This is a genomic window from Hymenobacter crusticola, from assembly GCF_002154225.1.
In the GTDB taxonomy this organism is placed as follows: Bacteria; Bacteroidota; Bacteroidia; order Cytophagales; family Hymenobacteraceae; genus Hymenobacter; species Hymenobacter crusticola.
In genome coordinates this window covers 231,215-251,531 of the sequence record NZ_MTSE01000007.1, presented here as the reverse complement: position 1 = coordinate 251,531, position 20,317 = coordinate 231,215, and the positions used below count along the sequence as shown (strand labels likewise).

At 54.8% G+C, this 20,317-nt stretch carries 20 protein-coding genes; 8 read left to right on the top strand and 12 right to left on the bottom strand.

The window, feature by feature from the left end:
- The 4 genes from BXP70_RS15310 to BXP70_RS15295 all read left to right on the top strand — a co-directional run bounded on the left by BXP70_RS15310 (position 1) and on the right by BXP70_RS15295 (position 4,168).
- Positions 1-1,317: a gluconate:H+ symporter gene (locus BXP70_RS15310; protein WP_086594969.1), complete on the top strand. Its 1,317-nt coding sequence runs from the start codon at positions 1-3 to the stop codon at positions 1,315-1,317.
- 188 nt (positions 1,318-1,505) lie between these two features.
- Positions 1,506-1,970: a RidA family protein gene (locus BXP70_RS15305; protein WP_086595067.1), complete on the top strand. Its 465-nt coding sequence runs from the start codon at positions 1,506-1,508 to the stop codon at positions 1,968-1,970.
- 20 nt (positions 1,971-1,990) lie between these two features.
- The gene (locus BXP70_RS15300) at positions 1,991-3,094 is read left to right on the top strand and encodes a D-TA family PLP-dependent enzyme (protein WP_086594968.1); all 1,104 of its coding nucleotides are present in this window, start codon (positions 1,991-1,993) and stop codon (positions 3,092-3,094) included.
- Positions 3,095-3,097: 3 nt separating this feature from the next.
- Positions 3,098-4,168, top strand: coding sequence for a dipeptidase (locus BXP70_RS15295; RefSeq protein WP_086594967.1), 1,071 nt, complete (start codon positions 3,098-3,100; stop codon positions 4,166-4,168).
- 193 nt (positions 4,169-4,361) lie between these two features.
- On the opposite strand, the gene BXP70_RS15290 is transcribed toward BXP70_RS15295, so the two are convergent.
- Complete coding sequence (locus BXP70_RS15290) at positions 4,362-4,820, bottom strand: YybH family protein (RefSeq protein WP_086594966.1); 459 nt, start codon at positions 4,818-4,820, stop codon at positions 4,362-4,364.
- 85 nt (positions 4,821-4,905) lie between these two features.
- Positions 4,906-5,412, bottom strand: a complete 507-nt coding sequence (locus tag BXP70_RS15285) for a YMGG-like glycine zipper-containing protein (protein WP_086594965.1) — start codon at positions 5,410-5,412, stop codon at positions 4,906-4,908.
- A gap of 366 nt (positions 5,413-5,778) precedes the next feature.
- Here BXP70_RS15285 and dinB point away from each other — a divergent pair, with 366 nt between their 5' ends.
- Together dinB and BXP70_RS15275 are read left to right on the top strand one after the other, a co-directional pair.
- On the top strand, positions 5,779-6,819 hold the full coding sequence (gene dinB / locus BXP70_RS15280; protein ID WP_245849646.1) for a DNA polymerase IV: 1,041 nt from the start codon (positions 5,779-5,781) through the stop codon (positions 6,817-6,819).
- Positions 6,820-6,981: 162 nt separating this feature from the next.
- Positions 6,982-7,812 (top strand): maleylpyruvate isomerase N-terminal domain-containing protein, encoded by an 831-nt coding sequence (locus BXP70_RS15275; protein ID WP_086594963.1) that lies wholly within the window; start codon positions 6,982-6,984, stop codon positions 7,810-7,812.
- 70 nt (positions 7,813-7,882) lie between these two features.
- On the opposite strand, the gene BXP70_RS15270 is transcribed toward BXP70_RS15275, so the two are convergent.
- The 8 genes from BXP70_RS15270 to BXP70_RS15235 form a co-directional block, all read right to left on the bottom strand.
- Entirely contained in the window at positions 7,883-8,713 is an 831-nt protein-coding gene (locus BXP70_RS15270) for an enoyl-ACP reductase FabI (RefSeq protein WP_086594962.1), read from the bottom strand.
- Positions 8,714-8,841: 128 nt separating this feature from the next.
- On the bottom strand, positions 8,842-10,515 hold the full coding sequence (gene recN / locus BXP70_RS15265) for a DNA repair protein RecN (RefSeq protein WP_086594961.1): 1,674 nt from the start codon (positions 10,513-10,515) through the stop codon (positions 8,842-8,844).
- A 167-nt stretch (positions 10,516-10,682) separates the two neighbouring features.
- Positions 10,683-11,597 carry a type IX secretion system protein PorD gene (porD, locus tag BXP70_RS15260; RefSeq protein WP_086594960.1) on the bottom strand — a complete coding sequence of 305 codons (915 nt, stop codon included), beginning with the start codon at positions 11,595-11,597 and terminating at the stop codon, positions 10,683-10,685.
- Complete coding sequence (locus BXP70_RS30935; RefSeq protein ID WP_317044472.1) at positions 11,590-12,345, bottom strand: phosphopantothenoylcysteine decarboxylase; 756 nt, start codon at positions 12,343-12,345, stop codon at positions 11,590-11,592. The genes porD and BXP70_RS30935 overlap by 8 nt, the downstream gene beginning before the upstream one ends.
- Positions 12,346-12,354: 9 nt before the next feature.
- Complete coding sequence (locus BXP70_RS30930; protein ID WP_086594958.1) at positions 12,355-12,903, bottom strand: flavoprotein; 549 nt, start codon at positions 12,901-12,903, stop codon at positions 12,355-12,357.
- A 15-nt stretch (positions 12,904-12,918) separates the two neighbouring features.
- Positions 12,919-13,275: a DNA-directed RNA polymerase subunit omega gene (locus tag BXP70_RS15245; RefSeq protein ID WP_086594957.1), complete on the bottom strand. Its 357-nt coding sequence runs from the start codon at positions 13,273-13,275 to the stop codon at positions 12,919-12,921.
- Positions 13,276-13,402: 127 nt separating this feature from the next.
- Positions 13,403-14,233 (bottom strand): outer membrane protein assembly factor BamD, encoded by an 831-nt coding sequence (locus tag BXP70_RS15240; protein ID WP_086594956.1) that lies wholly within the window; start codon positions 14,231-14,233, stop codon positions 13,403-13,405.
- Positions 14,234-14,289: 56 nt separating this feature from the next.
- A complete protein-coding gene (locus BXP70_RS15235; protein ID WP_245849645.1) occupies positions 14,290-15,951 on the bottom strand; it encodes an OstA-like protein in 1,662 nt (553 codons plus the stop codon).
- A gap of 152 nt (positions 15,952-16,103) precedes the next feature.
- Between BXP70_RS15235 and tilS the strand changes: the two genes are divergently transcribed.
- Both tilS and mdh read left to right on the top strand, forming a co-directional pair.
- Positions 16,104-17,438, top strand: coding sequence for a tRNA lysidine(34) synthetase TilS (gene tilS / locus BXP70_RS15230; protein WP_086594954.1), 1,335 nt, complete (start codon positions 16,104-16,106; stop codon positions 17,436-17,438).
- Between the two features lie 130 nt (positions 17,439-17,568).
- Positions 17,569-18,510, top strand: coding sequence for a malate dehydrogenase (gene mdh / locus BXP70_RS15225; protein ID WP_086594953.1), 942 nt, complete (start codon positions 17,569-17,571; stop codon positions 18,508-18,510).
- A gap of 84 nt (positions 18,511-18,594) precedes the next feature.
- Here mdh and BXP70_RS15220 read toward each other — a convergent pair whose 3' ends face one another.
- Entirely contained in the window at positions 18,595-19,485 is an 891-nt protein-coding gene (locus BXP70_RS15220; protein WP_086594952.1) for a rhomboid family protein, read from the bottom strand.
- A 12-nt stretch (positions 19,486-19,497) separates the two neighbouring features.
- Positions 19,498-20,292 (bottom strand): rhomboid family intramembrane serine protease, encoded by a 795-nt coding sequence (locus BXP70_RS15215; RefSeq protein ID WP_086594951.1) that lies wholly within the window; start codon positions 20,290-20,292, stop codon positions 19,498-19,500.
- Between the last annotated feature and the right edge of the window lie 25 nt (positions 20,293-20,317).

The window sequence follows — 20,317 nt, the reverse complement described above, 5'->3', positions numbered from 1 at the left end:
ATGACCCTAGCTATTGTGCTGCTGTGCATTGTCGCCCTTATCGTCCTGATATCGGCCTTCAAGATCAATGCGTTTACGGCTTTTCTGGTGATTTCTCTGCTCGCCGGCGTGTTGCTGGGCATGCCCCTGGCCACTATTCCGAAGTCCATTGAGAAAGGCATTGGCGACACCCTAGGGTCGTTGGTGATGATTCTGTGCCTAGGCGCCATGCTGGGCAAGCTGCTCGCCGAAAGCGGGGCGGCCCAGAAAGTAGCGGCGGCGCTAATGCGGGCGTTTGGCCCCAAGTATATTCAGTGGGCCATGGTGGTGGCAGGCTTCGTGATTGGCATTCCGCTCTACTACGGCGTCGGCTTTGTGCTCATGGTGCCGCTGATCTTCTCCATCGTGTACCAGTACCGGCTGCCGGCCATCTACCTAGGGTTGCCCATGCTCTCGGCCTTGTCGGTTACGCACGGCTTTCTTCCCCCGCACCCTTCGCCCTCGGCGCTGGTGGTGCAGTTTCACGCCAACATGGGCCTGACGCTGCTCTACGGCCTAGCCGTGGCCGTTCCTACAATTATCGTCGCTGGGCCGCTGTTTGCCCAAACCTTGAAGAAGATCGAGGCGCACCCATTGGAAACCTTCGTTTCGATGCCCGCCGCCACCGCCAACGAACCTGGCACGGCCAACAGCTTCTTCACGGCGCTGCTCCCAGTGCTGCTGCTGATGGTGGCAGCGCTCTTTCCGTTGCTGTCCAACAACCCGCAGTTTCATAACGTGGTGACGCTCTTTGGGCAACCCTCCGTCGTGATGCTGCTGGCCGTGGTTTACGCCACGTACTCACTCGGGCTCCGGTCGGGCCGGAGCATGACGCAGGTTATGACGATTTACGGCGATGCCATCAAAGACATCAGCATGATCTTGCTCATCATCGGGGCCTCGGGCGCGCTGAAACAGGTGCTCACCGACAGCGGCGCCAGCAACGAAATAGCCGGCTTGCTGCAACACGTGGCCTTGCCGCCGCTGGTGCTTGGCTGGCTCATGGCAGCCATCCTGCGTGCGTGCGTGGGCTCGGCCACCGTGGCAGGCCTCACCACGGCGGGCCTGATCGGGCCGCTGCTGCTGCAAACCCACACCAACCCCAACCTGATGGTGCTAGCCGTAGGCGCGGGCAGCCTGATGTTTTCGCACGTCAACGACTCCGGTTTCTGGATGTTCAAAGAATACTTCAACATCAGCGTGAAAGACACGCTCCGCTCATGGTCCGTCATGGAAGCCCTCGTCGGCACCGTGGGACTCGTGGGCGTTTTGGTTTTGAATGAACTTGTTACCTATTGAGTTCAGTGGGCCTTTAGCAAGCTTCTTAACTTAGTTAGAACGTCATGCTGAGCCTGTCGAAGCATCTCTACCGCGATGGTAATCCTGATGTGAGAACGAAGCGGTAGAGATGCTTGGCTGACGCCTTCCTTCGGTTCGACAAGCTCAGCATGACGGCCTTTTGTTTACTACAACACTCTAAACTCTTCATGGCTACTCCCGAAGAAAACTTCGCCCAAACTGGTCTTAACCTACCGCCCGCACCCGCGCCGCTTGGCGTGTACAAACCCTGCCTAATCGACGGTAACTACCTCTACGTGTCTGGGCACGGCACCGTGCAAGACGATAAAAGCCTGATTATCGGCCGCATTGGCGAAGCCCTCGACATCGAGGAAGGCAAGCTAGCCGCCCGGCAAGTGGGCCTAGCTATTCTGTCGACCATCGTGGCCAACCTAGGTAGCCTGAACAAGGTAAAGCGCGTGATCAAAGTGCTCGGCATGGTGAACTGCACCCCCGATTTTGAGCGGCACCCCTACGTTATTAACGGCTGCAGCGAGCTGTTCGCGCAGGTGTGGGGCCCCGAAAACGGCATTGGCGTGCGCAGCGCCGTGGGTTTTGGCTCCCTGCCCGACAACATTCCGGTGGAGATTGAGGCGCTGTTCGAGCTAGCCTAGGTACGTTATTGTTGATCAACATGGAAGAGTGGTTCAGCATCACGGACGCCGACGCGCTAGATACGCCCGCGCTGGTCGTGTACCCGGCCCGGGTGCAGCACAACTTGGCGCAGCTGGTCGCGAGCATTGACGACGTGAGCCGCCTGCGGCCCCACGTGAAAACGCACAAAAACCAGGAATCGACCTTGCTGACGATGGCGGCGGGCATCACCAAATTTAAGTGCGCCACCATTGCCGAAGCCGAGATGCTAGGTCTCAGCGGGGCGCCCGACGTGCTGCTAGCCTACCAGCCCATTGGCCCCAAGGCCGCGCGCTTCGTGCAGGTAATCAAGCACTACCCGCAAACCAAGTTCTCCTGCCTCATCGATACCTACGAGGCGGCACAGCACCTGAACGCCCTGGCTGCGGCAAGCGAGCTGACGGTTCCCGTATTCATCGACCTGAACGTGGGCATGAACCGCTCGGGCATTGCCCCGGCCGCGGCGTTTGCCTTGTACCAGCAGTGCACGGCCCTCGCCAACCTGCAAGTGGTGGGCTTACACGCCTACGACGGGCACATTCGTGACGAAGACCTAGCCTTGCGCACTGAGCACTGCAACAGCGCCTTTGCCCTGGTGGAAAAGCTAGCCGCGCAGCTGCGCGAAGTGGGTGCTGAGCCAATTATCGTGGCCGGCGGCAGCCCCACGTTTCCCATCCACGCCGCCCGCCCGAGCATAGAATGCAGCCCCGGCACCTTCATCTACTGGGACAGTGGCTACGGGAACGTGTGCAAAGAACAACCATATTGGCCCGCCGCTTTGGTGCTGAGCCGGGTTATTTCTCTGCCCGATGCTACCAAAATTTGCGTGGACCTAGGTCATAAATCCATTGCTGCAGAAAGCCCATTAGATAAGCGCGTTACTTTCCTCAATGCCCCGGAGCTGCGGCCCATCGGCCAGAGCGAAGAGCACCTAGTGCTGGAAGCTGGGCCAAACCATGGCTACCAAGTAGGCGACTTGCTCTACGGGTTGCCTTACCACATTTGCCCCACCGTGGCTTTGTACGAGCGAGCCATTACCATACAGGATCAAGCGCCCACCGGAGAGTGGAAAACCATTGCGCGCGACCGTAAAATCAACTTGTAGAATATGCTAATAGTAGATGCTCACCTGGATTTGAGCATGAACGCGCTGGAGTGGAATCGGGACCTAACGCAACCCGTGGCGGCCATCAACGCGCGCGAAGCCGGCCTGACCGATAAGCCCGACCGGGGCAAGGCCGTGGTGAGTTTGCCCGAGCTGCGCAAGGGGAACATCGGCTTGGTGGTGGCTACGCAAATTGCCCGCTTCGTCGCGCCCGATAACCCCCTGCCGGGGTGGCATTCTCCCGCTCAGGCCTGGGCCCAAACGCAAGGCCAGCTAGCTTGGTACAACGCCATGGAAGCGGCTGGCGAAATGGTGCAGGTAAACAACCGCGCTACGCTAGAGCAGCACCTAGCCCTTTGGGCCGATGGCACGCCCAACGAAGGCAAGCCCATTGGTTACATTCTGAGCCTGGAGGGCGCCGACTCGCTGGTTACCATCGGGCACCTGGAGCAAGCATATAAGAACGGCCTTCGCGCTGTGGGTCCTGCGCATTACGGCCCCGGCCGCTACGCGCAAGGCACCGACGCTACCGGCTTTATGGGCCCCGTTGGCCACGAGCTGCTGAAAGAAATGGAGCGCCTGAACATTATTCTCGACGCCACCCACCTGTGCGACGACAGCTTCTGGGAAGCCCTGAATCATTTCAACGGACCCGTGTGGGCGAGTCATAACAACAGCCGGGCGCTAGTAAACCACAACCGTCAATATAGCGACGACCAAATCAAAGCCCTCATCGAGCGTGGGGCCGTGATTGGCGGCGCCCTGGACGCTTGGATGATGGTGCCCGGCTGGGTTAGGGGCGAATCGACTCCGCAGCGCATGAACTGCAACCTGGAAGTGCTAGTCGACCATATCGACCACATCTGCCAATTGGCGGGCAACACCCTGCACGTGGGCCTAGGCACCGACCTCGACGGCGCCTTCGGTCGCGAGCAGTGCCCCTACGACCTAGAAACCATTGCCGATCTGCAAAAGCTGCCAACTCTGTTTACCAAACGAGGCTACACCGAGCAGGACATTGAGAACATGCTGCACGGCAACTGGCTGCGGTTTCTCAGAAACGCCTGGCACTAACCGCGGATCTACTTGCTTCGCGCATCAGTACCACATCATCTAACCCAAATTTTACTACAGAAAAGCCCCAGCGGGACGACATTTAGGTGTCACTCCGCGGGGCTTTTTCACGCTAGCAGCAGTATTTTTTATCGAGGTCCTGCCTTATTAGAACTGATCGGCGATACAACCGCAACGCGCATCTTTGGCTGAGCTATCGGTTTTTAACTTGCACGGGCAGGTCTTCAAGCTGTGCGTAGCTTAGTTTCCACGCGCCATCCGCGCCTTTTTTCCACAGCAGAATGAAGTTGCCTTCGCCGAAACCCTGTGGCTCCTGAGGCCCCGCCGGTAGCACATCGACGGAGAAAGTGCCAGCCTCGTATGCGGTGTTCGTATCGGTCTCGGAGCTTACGATGCTGGTTTTCAGATTAGTGATAGTGCCAAGCGTAGCTTTCACCCATTTGTCGGTGATTTCGGACTTACCACTGAAATGGGTTTCACCTTGCAAAAACTGAGCATCGTCGGCAAGCAGCGCAGTTACCTTATCGCTGTCCTTGTTGTTCCAAGCCTGAATAAACTGCTGGTTTAGCGCTTGTACATTAACTTTCTCAGTGGAACCTGAGCACGAGGCGAGCAAAACGGTAGCGCACAGGGCGCTAACAAAAGCTTTCATGAGAGGGGGTGATGAAGGGGATAATGAGCGATGTAAAAAGCCCAAGCAACTGTGCCTGGGCTTTTGAAACGGAGGCAGCTAGGTTTTACCAGCTTTTTCTTCTGTACTCCGAGGAAGAATAAGGCGTCGAACGGTCGCCGTATGATGGGTTTGGGAGGAAAGCAGCGTTGCCATTGGCGTCAGAAAGCACGGCAGCATTGACGGCGGCGAGGCTAGCAGCGGGCACGGAAGTGGGCGCCGCTTTTGCTCGGTTGGCTTCTTGGCGGGCTAGCTCAGCCCGCCGATTGGCTGCTGCAACACGAGCAGCAGCTGCCCGATTAGCGGCCGCAATGCGTGCTGCTTCTTTGTTCTTGTTGTCTTTGTGTTTGCCGATAGCATAACCGGCAGCACCACCTACCACTCCGCCCACGGCGCCACCTACTACGCGGTTGCGCTTGTTGATAACGGCACCCGTAATGGCGCCGGCACCTAGACCGATAACGGTACCCTTCGCTTGGGGGCTCCACCGTTTCCTTTCTTGCGCCTGAGCGGCTTGGCCAAACAACAGTGAAAGGACAAGTACCAAGCTCAGCAGTTGACTGATCTTTTTCATGGCGATGTTTATTTAGTTCAAAAAAATCCTGCTATAGGAATAACTTAGGAGTGCAAGCATCTTGCCATAACACTAAGTCTGCTGTTGTGCTTGATTGAACGTAATAAATTAAATAAAGTTTATATTATATCTTATTACTTACTCCTTTAATACAACATTTGACGCATTATTGCAGCACAAATAGCAATAAAACAACACCTTACCTTGCTCATACTATCTCGCCAGAAAGTAAAAATCTCTTTGTTCTACTTAGGTAGCACAACGGATGCCTGCGCTATGGCACCGACGTAGCTGTTGTATCTTTGTGGGGTGCTGACAGCAGAGATGAACGAGCAAGAAAGGCCGCGTAAAATCATCCATTTGGACATGGATGCTTTCTATGCGTCGGTCGAACAGCGCGACGAACCCGCGTTGCGCGGTCGGCCATTGGCCGTTGGGGGAGCCCGCGAGCGGGGCGTAGTAGCAGCAGCCAGCTACGAGGCCCGGCAGTTTGGCGTGCGCTCCGCCATGTCGGCAGCTGTTGCACGTCGCTTGTGTCCAGAGCTGCTATTTGTGCCACCTAGGTTTGACGTGTACAAAGCCGTGTCGCGGCAGATCCACACTATCTTCGCCGAGTACACACGCCTGATTGAGCCCTTGTCGCTGGATGAAGCCTACCTCGACGTAACCGACAACCTGCGGCAAATCCCTTCTGCTACGCGCATTGCCGCCGAAATCCGGGCCAGAATTTTCCAGGAAACCCAGTTGACAGCTTCGGCTGGCATCTCATACAATAAGTTTCTGGCCAAGCTAGCTTCCGATTACCGCAAGCCCAATGGCCAGTTTGTGATTCTCCCCAGCGAGGGGCTAGCTTTTGTGGAGCAGCTGGAAGTTGGCCAGTTTCATGGCGTGGGCAAGGTAACGGCGGCCAAGATGAATCAGCTCGGCATTCGCACCGGCTGGGATCTGCGCCAACAATCAGAAGCTTTTCTGCGCCAACACTTTGGTAAAGCGGGCTCCTATTACTACACCATTGCTCGCGCCATCGACCACCGCCCCGTAGTAGCCGACCGCCTACGCAAGTCTATCGGGGCCGAAACCACCTTTCCGCGCGACCTAGCGACGCTGCCGGAGCTTACGGACGCCTTGCAGCCGTGCGTGGAAAAGGTATGGAGCTACTGCGAACGAACTAGCTTACGCGGCCGCACGCTCACGCTGAAAGTGAAGTACGCCGACTTCCAGCAGATCACGCGCAGCCGCAGCTTTCTGGCTCCTTTATGCGAACAGGCGCAAGTGGAGCGCTTCAGCCAGGAGTTGCTGACGGCGTTGTTCCCGCTGCCCCAAGGGGTGCGCCTCATCGGCGTGACGCTGTCGAACCTAGATACGGCTACCGAAACGGCAAGCCGACAGCTAGCTTTAGGATTTTAACACCCGGAAGTGTCGTTTCGGGCGCAGCGAGAACTCTGAGGTAGCTACGCAGGTAGCTAACCCAGACTCCTCACCGCGCTCGAAGTGACAGCAGAAGTCGTTAAGGATAGTGAACTTCTTCTAGGTTTGCCACTTATCTAGCTTCTGCTAACGCCCTAGCTTATGTCTCAGCCACCAATTGACATCGTGCATCTGCTTCCTCAGCTCGACGAAAAGCTGCTAGCACTGCTCAAGTCACTCACCCCGGACGACTGGCAGCGCCAAACGATTGCTAAGCTGTGGAAGGTGAAGGATGTAGCCGCCCACTTACTCGACGGCAACATTCGGATTCTGTCCATGCTGCGCGACCATTATGCCGGGGAGCCGCCCCCTCCTATTCACTCCTACCAGGATTTAGTCAACTTTCTGAATGGCTTAAACGCCGATTGGGTGAAAGCCATGAAGCGCGTTAGCCCAGAGGTGTTGATCTTGTTGCACGAGGTAACCGGCAAGCCATTCTGCGACTATTATGCGTCGTTAGATCCGTTTGCGCCGGCGGCCTTCTCCGTGGCGTGGGCTGGCGAACGTGAAAGCCAAAACTGGATGCACATCGCCCGCGAGTACACGGAAAAGTGGCTGCATCAGCAGCAGATCCGTGATGCCGTGCAGCAACCCGGCCTCATGACCCACGAGTTTTTCTTTCCGTTCATCAATATCTTTATGCGGGGCTTGCCACCGACCTACCACCACGTAGCTGCCGAAACAGGCACCGTGGTACAGCTCACCATTCCGACGGATATTGGCGGCTCGTGGTATTTGCAAAAAACAGAAAATAGCTGGACGCTTGTAGAAACGGCCACGCATGTGGCCTCTGAAGTTGTCATACCACCCGACGTTTCCTGGCGCTTGTTTTCCAAGAGCCTTCGCCCCGAGCACGTGCGGGAGCAACTAGTGATTCGAGGCAACCAGCAGCTTGGTGAAGTAGCCCTGCAGATGGTTTCGGTAATGGCCTAGGTTCTCTACAAGCAAAAAGCCCGGCTACCTAGCCGGGCTTTTGAGAATAGGAAACGTACTGTAAAACAGTTTATTCGCTCTGCTTCGTCACGGCAGTAATTGCTTCCACAATTTCTTCTGAAATACCCGTTGTACTGAAGCCGCCGTCGTGCATGAGGTTCTGCATGGTTACGTAGCGGGTCAGGTCCGAGAAGAGGCTAATGCAGTAATCGGCGCAGGCTTCGGCAGGAGCATTGCCCAATGGCGACATTTTGTTGGCGTACTCAAAAAAGGCATCAAAACCCGAAATGCCCGTTCCGGCCGTTGTCTTGGTAGGCGATTGGCTTACGGTGTTCACGCGCACTTTCTTTTGCTTACCGAGGCGTTGGCCGTAACTGCGGGCGATGCTTTCGAGAACAGCCTTGGCTTGCGACATATCCGTGTAGTCGAGGAAGGCACGCTGGGCCGCGATGTACGACAGCGCCACCACGGAGGCCCACTCATTGAAGGCGTCTTGCTTCTCGGCCACGGCTAGCATTTTGTGGAATGACAAGGCCGAAATGTCGAGCGTCTTCTGAAACCAATCGTAGTTGAGCTCGCCGTAATGCTTGCCCTTACGAATGTTTGGGCTCATGCCAATGCTGTGCAGCACGAAATCCAGCTTACCGCCTAACTGCTCCTGCGCACCAGAGAAAAGCTTCTCTAGGTCTTCTACCGAAGTAGCATCCGCTGGGATGATCGGAGCATTACACTGCTCGGCGAGCTTGTTGATTTCGCCCATCCGCATGGCTAAAGGAGCATTGGTCAGCACGATGCGGGCGCCCTCTTCGTGGGCTTTGAGTGCCACTTTCCAGGCAATGGATTCTTCGTTGAGGGCGCCGGAAATGATACCGACTTTGCCAGCGAGTAGGTTATTAGGCATGAAAGCAGTGTTTTGATATTGGAACTACAAAGGAGGCAAAAAAAAGTCATTCCGAGCCGGGCAAAGAATCTGACAGCTGAAGCCTATCAGATTCTTTGCCCGGCTCGGAACGACAAGGCTAGGCGTTTTTACGCTGCTAACAGCTCCCCACCTAAGGCTAGCAGTTCGCGCGCGCTCTGGAAAGCGTTTTCGCTCGGGTTGGCGCCCGAAATCATCTGGGCAATTTCGCGGATGCGCTCTTCCTCCGACAGCTTCCGAATGCGGCTCACGGTGCGGTCGGCGCGGTCTTCCTTGTATACGAAATAGTGCGCATCGCCAGCGGCAGCCATCTGCGGCAAGTGCGAAATAGCTACCAATTGGTGCTTTTTGGCCATTTGCTGCATCATGCGCCCCACTTTCACCGCAATTTCGCCCGAAATACCGGTGTCAATTTCGTCGAATACAATAGTAGGGAGTGCCGTCTTGTCGGCGAGCATATACTTGATGCAGAGCATCAGGCGCGAGAATTCACCGCCCGAAGCGGCCTTACTGAGCGTTTGCGGCTGAGCACCTTTGTTGGCCGTAAATAGAATGCTGATGACATCGGTACCGCTAGCCGTAGGTTGGCCCGTGTTGTGCTGCACCACAATGCGCGAGTGTGGCATACCTAGGTCGGCCAGCAGCGTACATAGCTCTTTCGAGAACAGCGGAAATGCCTTCTGCCGATTCTCCGACAGCTTGGCAGCCTGCCGCTTCACCGTGGCCAGTGCCCCATCAGTGTCCTTGCGCAGGCGGGCAATTTCCTTGTCTAGGCTAAACACCGACCCAACTTTCTGCCGCAGTTCATCGCGCACCTGGATTAGCGACGCCACGTCGCGGACCTGGTGTTTGCGCTGCAGGTTATACAGCACGTTGAGGCGCGCTTGCAGTTCGTCGATGCGGGCAGGATCTCCTTCGGTGCGGCGCTCAGCAGCTTCTACTTCATCGGCAATGTCGTGGAGCTCAATCAGGCAGCTGTCGAGGCGCTCTTTCAATGCGCCAAATGTATCGGAGTAAGCGGCAATTTGCCCCAGCAACGTAGCGGCCTCCTTCATGCTCCCGGTAGCGCAGTATTCGCTCTCGCTTAAGCTCTGGTAGGCTTGGCTGAGTTTGTACTTAATTTCTTCGGCATGCTCCAACTGCTTGATCTCTTGCTCTAGGTCCTCCTGGTTTTCGTCATCGAGACGGGCATCTTCCAGTTCACTTAGTAAGAAGCTGTTATAGTCCAGCTCTTTATTAGCTTGTGCTACTTGGTCTTCCAAGGATTTCAAGTCCGCTTCCAGCTTGCGGTACTGCCGGAAGGCATTGCCGTAGTGGGCCCGGGTGGGCACGAGACCGGCGTAGAGGTCGAGCAAGTTGAGTTGGAACACTGCGTCTCCTAGCAGCAGCGTATCATGCTGGGAGTGAATGTCCATAAGGTTCGCCCCGATTTTGCGCAGTGTATCGAGCGTCACGGGCGTGTCGTTCACGAAAGCGCGCGACTTCCCGGTGGGACTTATCTCGCGGCGCAAAATGCACTGCGTATCATAGTCAAGATCTTCGGCCTCGAAGATGTCTTGCAGTTGGTAATCGGAGATGTTGAACTGACCTTCAATCACGCACTTACGCTCAGTGTTGAACAGCATGCGTGAGTCAGCTCGATTGCCGAGCAGCAGGCCAATAGCCCCGAGCATGATCGACTTACCGGCGCCCGTTTCGCCAGTTATAATATTGAGCAGCGCCGACGGCCGAAGCTCAAGTTGCTCAATAAGAGCGTAATTCTGAATACGAAGATCGACGAGCATAAGGAGCCAAAATAAAAGATCAGAGCCTTAGGAAAGGCTGAATACTGGCTTACCCGACGGCGAATGAGCCGCCCGTTACCTACAAATCTACTAAGTGATTTAGTTTACTGCTAATTATTTTATTATAAACCTTGCTTGCCGTTCAAAATAGGCGTTTTGGTTAAGCCTTAAGGCTGACGTAAGATAGTCTGGTACTTAGCAACGTTGGTCGGGTCTATTTCCGACATGATGGATATCACCTGCTGCTTCTGCTGGGCGTCTTGACTAGTACGGAAGATATTAGCAATTTCGTCAGACTTGGTCTCGAAGAAGAACCGCGCCAGCATCGTACCGGGCCGGCGCACGACGGCTTGTTGCAAGCCTTGTATAGCCGTGAACACACTGGCTCGCGCATCATCTGGTTTAGTAATAAACACGTCTAACCCCTGCCGATAATAGGCGTAGAACCCGGTGCGGAACGCTTCAAAAATAGGGTCCTGCAAGTTATTGATCAGCCAATAGCGGTTGCGCTGGTCGGCGTCTTTCCATGAAGGGTCCTGCTCGCTGGTGTTGTTTTGTGAGGCGGCATTGAGCATAATCGTCCGGGCGCGGTCGTAATACGGCGAGCCCCCTAGCTTAGAAAAGCTGTCTTGATCCATGCCTACGATGATGTAGGCGTAGAAAGCTAGTAGCGACGACAAGTTCGAAACGAAGGTATTTTCGGAATAGTCGAGCGGGTTCTGAGGCGAATAGTTGAAGATCCAGTTAGGATCGGAGAAGGAAAGCAAGTTGGTCTCGTACCCAGTGCCATACACCGGCCGGGTAGAGATAATGCGGACCGTTGCCCGGTACGTCCCCGTCTGCGGAATCTCCCTGATGCCAACGAAGAAACGACACCGAATGCGCTCTTCCGGTCGATACTCCTGGTTGGTCCAGTGGCGCGTATTCAGGAAGCTCTTGATATCATTTTGCAGTTGCGTGACGAGTTGCCGATCCGAAATCGTTACGTTTTCGGTAGTCACGGTTACGTCGGCGAGCAGTTCCTGCGCTTTGCCTAGGTAACTAACCAACAATAGCAAGGGCAACAACAAAAACTTACGCATGATGAGGGAGGCGGGCAAGAATGGTGCGGACAATGTCTTCAGCGACGGCGGCTTTTGGCTTCAACTCAAAGATAGTCATTTGCCCATCGGCCTCCAGCAGCGTCACTTTGTTTGTGTCGTGCCGAAATCCAGCGCCTGGGTCGCGCAAAGAATTGAGCACAATCAAATCAAAGTGCTTACGAGCTAGCTTCTCGCGGGCATTAACTTCTTCGTTATTGGTCTCCAACGCAAAACCCACGGAAAATTGTGTGGCCCGTTTTGTCCGACCTAGGGTCGCGGCAATGTCAACGTTCTTCACAAGCTCCAACGTCAGCGTGTCACCTTCTTTTTTAATCTTCGTGATGGCTACCTCCCGTGGTTTGTAGTCGGCCACGGCAGCAGCAAACACCCAGATATCCGTGCTAGGTGCGGCGGCGGCGGCGGCGGCATACATCTGGTCGGCTGTATCCACCCGCACCGTCTTGATGTTTGGGTGCGCTGGGTCGGCGAGGTTTGTGGGGCCACTCACCAGCATTACGGCTGCGCCAGCCCCAGCGAAGGCCTCGGCCAGGGCGTACCCCATTTTGCCGGTGCTATGATTGCCGATGAAGCGCACCGGATCAATGGGTTCGTAGGTAGGCCCAGCGGTGATGAGGACGCGCATGTATTGTAAACCTAGGTTTGCAGGAGCGCGCCACGGCGCGTCCAATCGTTGAAGAGAATCGGTGGCCTTGATTGAAACGACGCAGACGGTGACCGAACGCACCATAGCGCGCTCCTAGGAGAAAAACGCTTCTAGCTCTGCCACAATTTCTTCTGGCTCTAGCATGCGGCCGGGCCCGGAAAGCCCACTAGCCAACTCACCGGCCGGCGACTCCCAGATGTGGTTGCCATACGAGCGCAACCGCGCAAAATTCTGCGTAACTGCCGGGTGTGCGTACATATCGAGGTCCATGGCTGGCGCCAAAAACACCGGGCAACGCGCCGACAGATACACGGCATCGAGGAGCGAATCGCAAAGCCCGTTGGCGAGGTGCCCAATGGTATTGGCGCTGGCGGGGGCAATCACCAAAGCATCAGCCCACAGGCCTAGATGCACGTGGTTGTGCCACTCGCCAGCCGCTTCGTTTTTCAGAAATCCGGTCAGGACGGGCTTTTTGGAGAGCGTACCTAGGGTAAGCGGCGTAACAAAAGCCGAGGCCGAGGCAGTCAGAATGACTTGCACCTCGGCCTCGGCTTTAACGAGGAGACGTACGAGCATGGCCGCTTTATAGGCGGCAATGCTACCACACACTCCCAGCAGAATTTTGCGGCCTTGCAGCGGCATTGTGGCAGCTAATGACTACTCCGTAGCCCGGGTGAAACCCGTCTGCTCGGGGCCAGCCACCTCGTCGGGGGTATTGAAGTGTACCTTGCCTTCCAAGAACTCTTCTATTGCCAAATTAGTCGGCTTGGGTAGGCGCTCGTAGTGTTTCGAAATCTCGATTTGCTCGCGGTTCTCAAATACTTCTTCTAGGTTGTCCACGGTGGTGGCAAACTCAGCTAGCTTGCTGTTAAGCTCCTCTTTCAGCTTCACCGAAATCTGGTTGGCGCGCTTTGAGATGATGGCAATAGACTCGTATACGTTGCCGGTCTCATTGGCTAAGTCCGCCATGTTGCGCGTCACGATAGAAGCAGGAACGTTGTTCGGAGTTTTCATGGGATGGATGAGTTTAAATTATTGATTGCTGAGTAGTTGAATGATTAAGTGGTTGCTTATCGTACTTCGAGGAAAACTATCCCGGTCTAGTTCAATGATCAACCCTTTAGCTATTTATTCATTCACCTCACTGATTTGCTGCCGTAGATTTGGTTTCCTTCATTTTTGCTAGCTGATCACGGCTCTGATCGTACATATTCTCAGCAGCTTTCAGGTTACGGCTTTGCGGGTACGTATCAATGAAAGCCTGATAAAAGGAAATGGCTTCCAAATACCGCTCCCGTTGCTTTTCTTCTACGCTTTCTTTGGCTAGGTTATACTGTGCGCTCAGCTTCAGAAAGGCTGCTTGCTCGTTGTAGCTAGAAGCTGGATATTGTTGCTGGAAGGCCGTTAGGGCCACCACAGCCGATTGATAGTAGCGCAGATTGTAATACAGCTCGGCACTCAGATAGGCCTTGTTCTCCAATTTCTTCTGGAGTTCTTGCGTCATACCCTCAGCCTCTTGCTTATACTTGCTTTCCGGGTACCGGGTCATGAACTCTGCAATCGACTCAATGGCCGAGTACGTGTTCGTTTGGTCTAGCTCGTAGTTGGGCGAATCGCGGAACAGCGATTTAGCATGCAACAGCGTTGCTTCTTCCGTGTACTGGGAATTTGGGTACGTATCGTAAAACGATTTGAAGTAGTATGCGGCCAGTGTGTAGTTGCGCTGCTTGTAATTAGTGTTGGCAAAGTAAAACTGTGCCTTCTCAGCCTCTGGCCGGCCTTTTAGCACCGGAATAAGCTCTTCGAGTAGCGTGCCCGACTTGAAATAGTCGCCGCTTTCGTAATACTTGATAGCTGCTTCGTACTTCGCATTTACGTCGGAGCTCTTGAGCAGCTTTTGGTAGCCCGAGCAGGAGCCAAGAACTAACGTGCTCAGCAGCAGAAGAAAGAATATCGGACGGGAAGTCAGCATAAGGGGGACAAAGATAACAGATGGTAAAACCGAATCAAAGGTCGCGCGCCAGATAGCTAGCGGGCAGCCGGCGGCCGAGCGGGCACTTTCACCGGAGCAGGCTTGGGCGCTGGGGCTTTGGGCGTCGCCGTTTTCTTCGGGGTGGTCTTTTTCGTTTTTGAATTAGGCTTTGCTTTGGATTTGGGCTTTACTGGCAACGCGAAATGTTTGCCTAACACTTGCCGACGCGTGGGCCGTTCCGGGGCGCGCCACGCAAAACCCTTTAGCTTAGCATCTTCGGGCTTGAGTTCTGGCGGTGGAATAAAGCTAGCATCGGGGTTCGTCAGAAAGGAAATAGAGCTTAGTTTACTTTCGGCAAAGCGCATCGCCATGTTTGCGCTCAAGGCCTTGTTCACGCCCGACACGACCGTGTCACCCTCAAGAGCATAATAAAGGCTCTCGGCGTTGCCACGTACGTCTACTTTTTTCAATTTATTTTCGCTGAAGTAAGCCACCATGTTGCGGCCTTTGACTTGGTTGAAGTTGAGCAGGGTGTCCTGGCCCACCACAAACGAGTTGGCGTAAAGCCTAATCTGGTCAATCTTGTTACGCCGCTGCCGCACCTCCATGCTATCAGCCGTCAGCTGGTTTTTGTCGGCCCACAGAATGGGGTTACGGTTCAGGTAGATAATGGAGTCCTGCCGATCGTAGGTCAACGAATCGCAGCGCCCTTGCATAGTGCCGCGGAAGATCTTCACTTTGCGAAAGGCATAGAGCACGCTTCGCGCCTCCGGCTGGGGCGGTTTCGGCTCGATGCTCAGCAGTGTATCGGCAGCCAAGTACATGGTATCCTTTCCGGAGATATTGCGCATTACGGGCTGACTACCATACACTTTAATACGACCTAGGTTGCGCCAATAACGCCCCACGTCGCCTCGAATTTCCAGATTATCTTTCTTGGAAGTCATTGAGACGTGACCCGTCGCGATGCCATACTCAGTGTTCTGATCGTAGACCAGCTTGTCGCCGCCGAGCAGGTACTCTGGCGTTTCGATCTTGGCGTTGCGCTGAAAGTTCGCCAGCTTAGTAATCGTGTTGTAGGTGCCGTTCTCAGCGTAAAGCGTGCGCTGCAACTTGTCTTTCATACGCGTCGGCCCGAAGAAATATGTAATCTTCGAAACCGTATTGTATTGCAGCGTGTCACTGTTGATTTCGTTACTCTTTGTGACTACGTGCACATTGCGCCGGAAGCTAAAGACCTTAGACGTGGTGTTGTAGTAGCCAAATTGGCTATCGAGCGTATTCTCGGGGTCTACGATGTGGCCACCAGTGTTGTAATAAGCTAGGTTGGTGCTCAGGTCGTAGTCGAGGGCGGAAGTAGTGAGCGTCATGCTCGGGTCGCGCATAACCACATTGCCGGTCATGCGGGCTTTGCGCGTATCGCCGTCGTAGGTGCCCCGGTCGCCGGTGATGGTGACAGTATCATTCTGGATAATACGCACGTTGCTAAACGCTTCTAGCGCATTGCGTTCGGTATATTGGTAGGCCGAGTCGCAGTAAAGCAGCGTGGTACCCTGCCGGAAGCTTACATTGCCGATCAGCTTTCGAATGGTAACGCCATTGAAGGAACCGCCAACCAGCTCGGCAGCGGTTAGGAGCTCAATACGTTGGCCTTTGGGCGGAGTAGCGGCACGCGGAGTGGGTCGCTGTTGCGCCATGCCTAGCACAGGCAAAAGCACAAGTAGAAGAAGATAAAGTGACTTAGGGGACGGCATTTGAGCGCAAAGGTACGGAAGGCCGACTGGTAACGCCCATCTTTGTATTGTAGTGCCCTAGCTCTGCGCTAAGTAATCAGGATTGCAGCAGCCTGCTGCGCCAGTATCACCCTCCTATGCTCGACCAAGTTCGCCAGTTTATTGAAGATCACCAGCTCTTCTCCCTTACCACCGATTCGCTACTCGTCGCCGTGAGCGGTGGCATCGACTCCGTTGCCCTCGCCGATGTGCTTCATAAGCTAGGTGTGCAGTTTGCCATTGCCCACTGCCATTTCGGCCTGCGCGGCGAAGAAGCTGATGCCGACGAGGATTTTGTGCGCAAGTTGGCCAAGAAGTACGACGTACCTTACTTTGCAGAGTTCTTCCAGACCAAAGCGTTTGCCGAGGAAGAAGGCATTTCGACCCAGATGGCTGCGCGTGTGCTGCGCTATGAGTGGTTTGAACGCCTGCGCCAGACGCAGCAACTCAGCTACATCGCCACAGCTCACCATCAGCGCGACGCTGCCGAAACCATGCTTCTGAACCTTACGCATGGCACGGGGCTAGCTGGTTTGCACGGCATTCCGGTCAAGAATGGCTACCTCGTGCGCCCCTTGCTCGGTATTGGCAAAGAAGAACTATTCGACTACGTGGTGGAGCGCCGGCTCACATGGCGCGAGGATTCTTCCAACGATAGCACCACCTACCAGCGCAACCGCCTCCGCCACGATGTGATGCCCGTGCTACGCGACATCAACCCCAACCTCGACCAGACGTTGCAATACACGGCCGAGCGGGTGGGCGGTGCCGAGGAAATTGTGCGGCGCTACGTAGCAGATACGGCTGCACAAGCACAAACGGTAGAAGATGAGGTGACGTACCTCAACATTGCTACGCTGCAAGCTACTGCCGCTGTCGCGCTGGTGTTGCACGAGCTGCTCCGACCTTTCAACTTCTCGTACTTGGTGGTGAAGGACATAGTAGCTGCGTTCAAAGCGCCGGCTGGTCGGCAGTTTGAGTCGCCCACCCACACGCTGGTGAAGGACCGCGACCAACTGGTCATTACGCGCAAGAACCTAGCTCGCTTCGGCACACATCAGCTCATGTCCGGTCAGCCGGAGCTTATCGCCGATGGCTTGCGCCTTGCGGCTACACTACGGGAGGCCGAAGGCTTCACCATACCGCGCGGCCGCAACGAAACCGCCCTCGACGCCGACCGTCTCCAGTTTCCCCTAACGGTGCGGCGCTGGCAAGATGGCGACTGGTTTATGCCGCTCGGCATGAAAGGCAAGAAGAAGCTTAGCGATTTCCTCATTGATCAAAAAGTACCGCTTAACCTGAAAGATGACGTGCGGGTGCTCGTTAATGCCGATGGTCGTATTGCCTGGGTGATTGGGCACCGTCCCGACGAACGGTATAAGGTAACGCCGGACACGGAACACATTCTGGTTCTGCGTGCGAGTAAAGCATAACAACCTAGCTTTTTGCGTGTTGCCGCTCAGCTTGTGTAACTCCTTGCGTTATTGGAAAATCTCCTGCTGAAGTGAACGGGTTTTACTTACATTTACACGTACCCCAACCTTCACCCCAACCCGTTCACCGATGAAAGTAACTGTAGTTGGAGCCGGAAACGTAGGCGCCACCTGTGCCGACGTTCTCGCCACCCGCGAAATCGCCAATGAAGTTGTATTAGTGGATATCAAGGAAGGTTTTGCCGAAGGCAAGGCGCTCGATATCTGGCAGAAGTCACCCATTATCGGCTACGATTCCCGCACGGTCGGCGTCACGGGCGACTACAGCCGCACCGCTGACTCGGAGGTGGTTGTTATTACCTCAGGCTTGCCACGCAAGCCCGGCATGAGCCGCGACGACCTGATTTCCACCAACGCAGGCATCGTAAAATCGGTGACGGAACAAGTGGTGAAGTACTCACCCAACGCCATTATCATCGTGGTAAGCAACCCGCTCGATGTGATGACTTACCAAGCACACCTCACGTCGGGGTTGCCGCGGAACAAAGTGTTTGGCATGGCCGGCATTCTGGATACGGCCCGCTACCGCGCTTTTCTAGCTGAGGCACTTAATGTAAGCCCCAAAGACATTCAGGCCGTGCTGATGGGCGGCCATGGCGATACGATGGTACCCCTACCCCGCTATACCACTGTAGGCGGCATTCCGGTAACTGAGCTGATCGGCAAAGAGCAGCTAGATGCTATTGTGCAGCGCACGGCAGTAGGTGGCGGCGAACTCGTGAAACTGATGGGCACTTCTGCTTGGTACGCGCCCGGCGCCGCCGCTGCTCAGATGGTAGAAGCCATTGTGCGTGACCAGCGCCGCGTGTTCCCTGTCTGCATCAAGCTAGAGGGCGAATACGGCATTGATGGTGTGTACCTAGGTGCGCCAGTTATTCTCGGCAAAAACGGCATCGAGAAAGTCATTGAGCTTCAACTTAACGATGAAGAAAAGCAGTTGCTCGAAACCTCCCGTGGCCACGTGAAGGAAGTAATGGATGCCTTGGACAAGATGACGGAAGCTACCGCGTAGCTTCTCACGTATACTATCCGTTGCAAACAAAAAGCCCACCTGAATTATCAGGTGGGCTTTTTGTTTGCAACTGCTGCACTCTTCTTATTTCTGGCTAGCGCGAAACAGCTTCTGCTTTTCATCCTTCGACAAGCTTTCGTAGCCGGAGCGCGAGATTTTGTCCAGAATCAGATCAATTTCATCTTGCTCGGGCTTCACTACTGTGCTGCGTCGTGCGGCCGCTGGTTCTTCCGTCCGGCCCCGATGCGTGACGCGCAGGCGCGGCCGACCGCTGAATACACTGCCCATAAAATCGCCAACAGCTTGCACTGGACGACCTAGGTCGGTGCCACGCTGGAGCTGCTTGATAAACACAAAACCTAGGATAGCTCCACCAATGTGGGCAATTTCACCGCCAGCGTTGCCCCCATCGATACCCGCCAGAGAAATTAGGACCACGACGGCTGCAATGTACTTGATGCGAACGGGTCCGAATAGGAACAGGTTGAATGTATAGTCAGGCAGCAACGTAGCTGCTCCCACAATAATGGCCGTGACTGCACCGGAGGCACCTAGCACCTCAGCAGGCGGCCCCATGCGGAAAACAGGAATCAGGTTGTAGCTGAGCAGGAAAAATATGGCTCCTACTAAAGCGCCTAAAATATACAGGCTTACCAGTTTACGGTCGCCGAGGTACTCGCGCACCAGTGAGCCGAACCAGTAGAGATTCAGTAGGTTGAAGATAATATGCAGAAAGCCCTGATGCAGGAAGGCATAGGTTAGAACCGTCCATGGGCGGCGAATCAGCGCATCCGGCTCCGAGGGCAAGCTGAAGATGCGCACGACATCTTCATATAAATCACCGCTACCAGCAATGAACGTGACAACTCTGATCAAGATCAACGCTACGAACACCAATACATTAATCAGCAACAACTGATTTAGCGCATTGTCGCGGCGGTCGAAGGCAGTACGAATGTCATTGAGAATACTCATGCGACAAAGAAATCAATAAAACTGTGAGCGGCCCCGCTCCCAGAATTTTAACACAATAAAGCCAATCAACAATCCGCCCAAGTGTGCAAAGTGCGCCACATTGTCGCCTGGAGTGCGATGGATGCCCGCGTACAGCTCATAGAGCGCATAAAGCGTGACAAAATACTTGGCTTTAATGGGAAACGGGAAGAAGAGCAGCATGAGCTCCGTGTTAGGAAACAAGTATCCAAACGCAAACAAGATCCCAAACAGTGCCCCCGACGCACCAAGCATACCCGCGTTTGGTGAGTTTAGGCTCTCCGTGTACACGGCCTGTAGCGTTTCATTGGCAGAGCTAATTAGCCCCTGGTCGTTGGGATTTCGCTGTAGCGCCGATGCTACTGTCTCGTAACCAGTCGCATCGGGATAGTAATTTTCAAAAAAATCTGCTAGGCCAACACCGGTCGGATGCTGCTTAAATTCAATTCGCGCTTCGTTCATCTGGTGCAGCTCGTAGTACTTCACACTGGAGTAAAGTACCCCGGCACCTAGCCCGCAAATCAACCAGAAGGTAAGGAACCGCTCCCCACCCCAACGCTGCTCCAATAAGGGGCCGAAGGAGATTAGGCCGAACATGTTTGACAAAATATGGCCCCAACTACCATGCAAGAACATGTAGGTAAGAAACTGCCAGAGCTGAAAGTGAATAGAGCCGATCGGATACAACGCTCCGAACAGTGACACTTGTGGCCCTAGCTGAGTTTGCAACAGATAGATACCGACGTTAATAAACAACAGAAGTCGAACCGTCGGGGTAAGATTGAACATGGCAGGCAAAGTAGCGCGAAGCTCC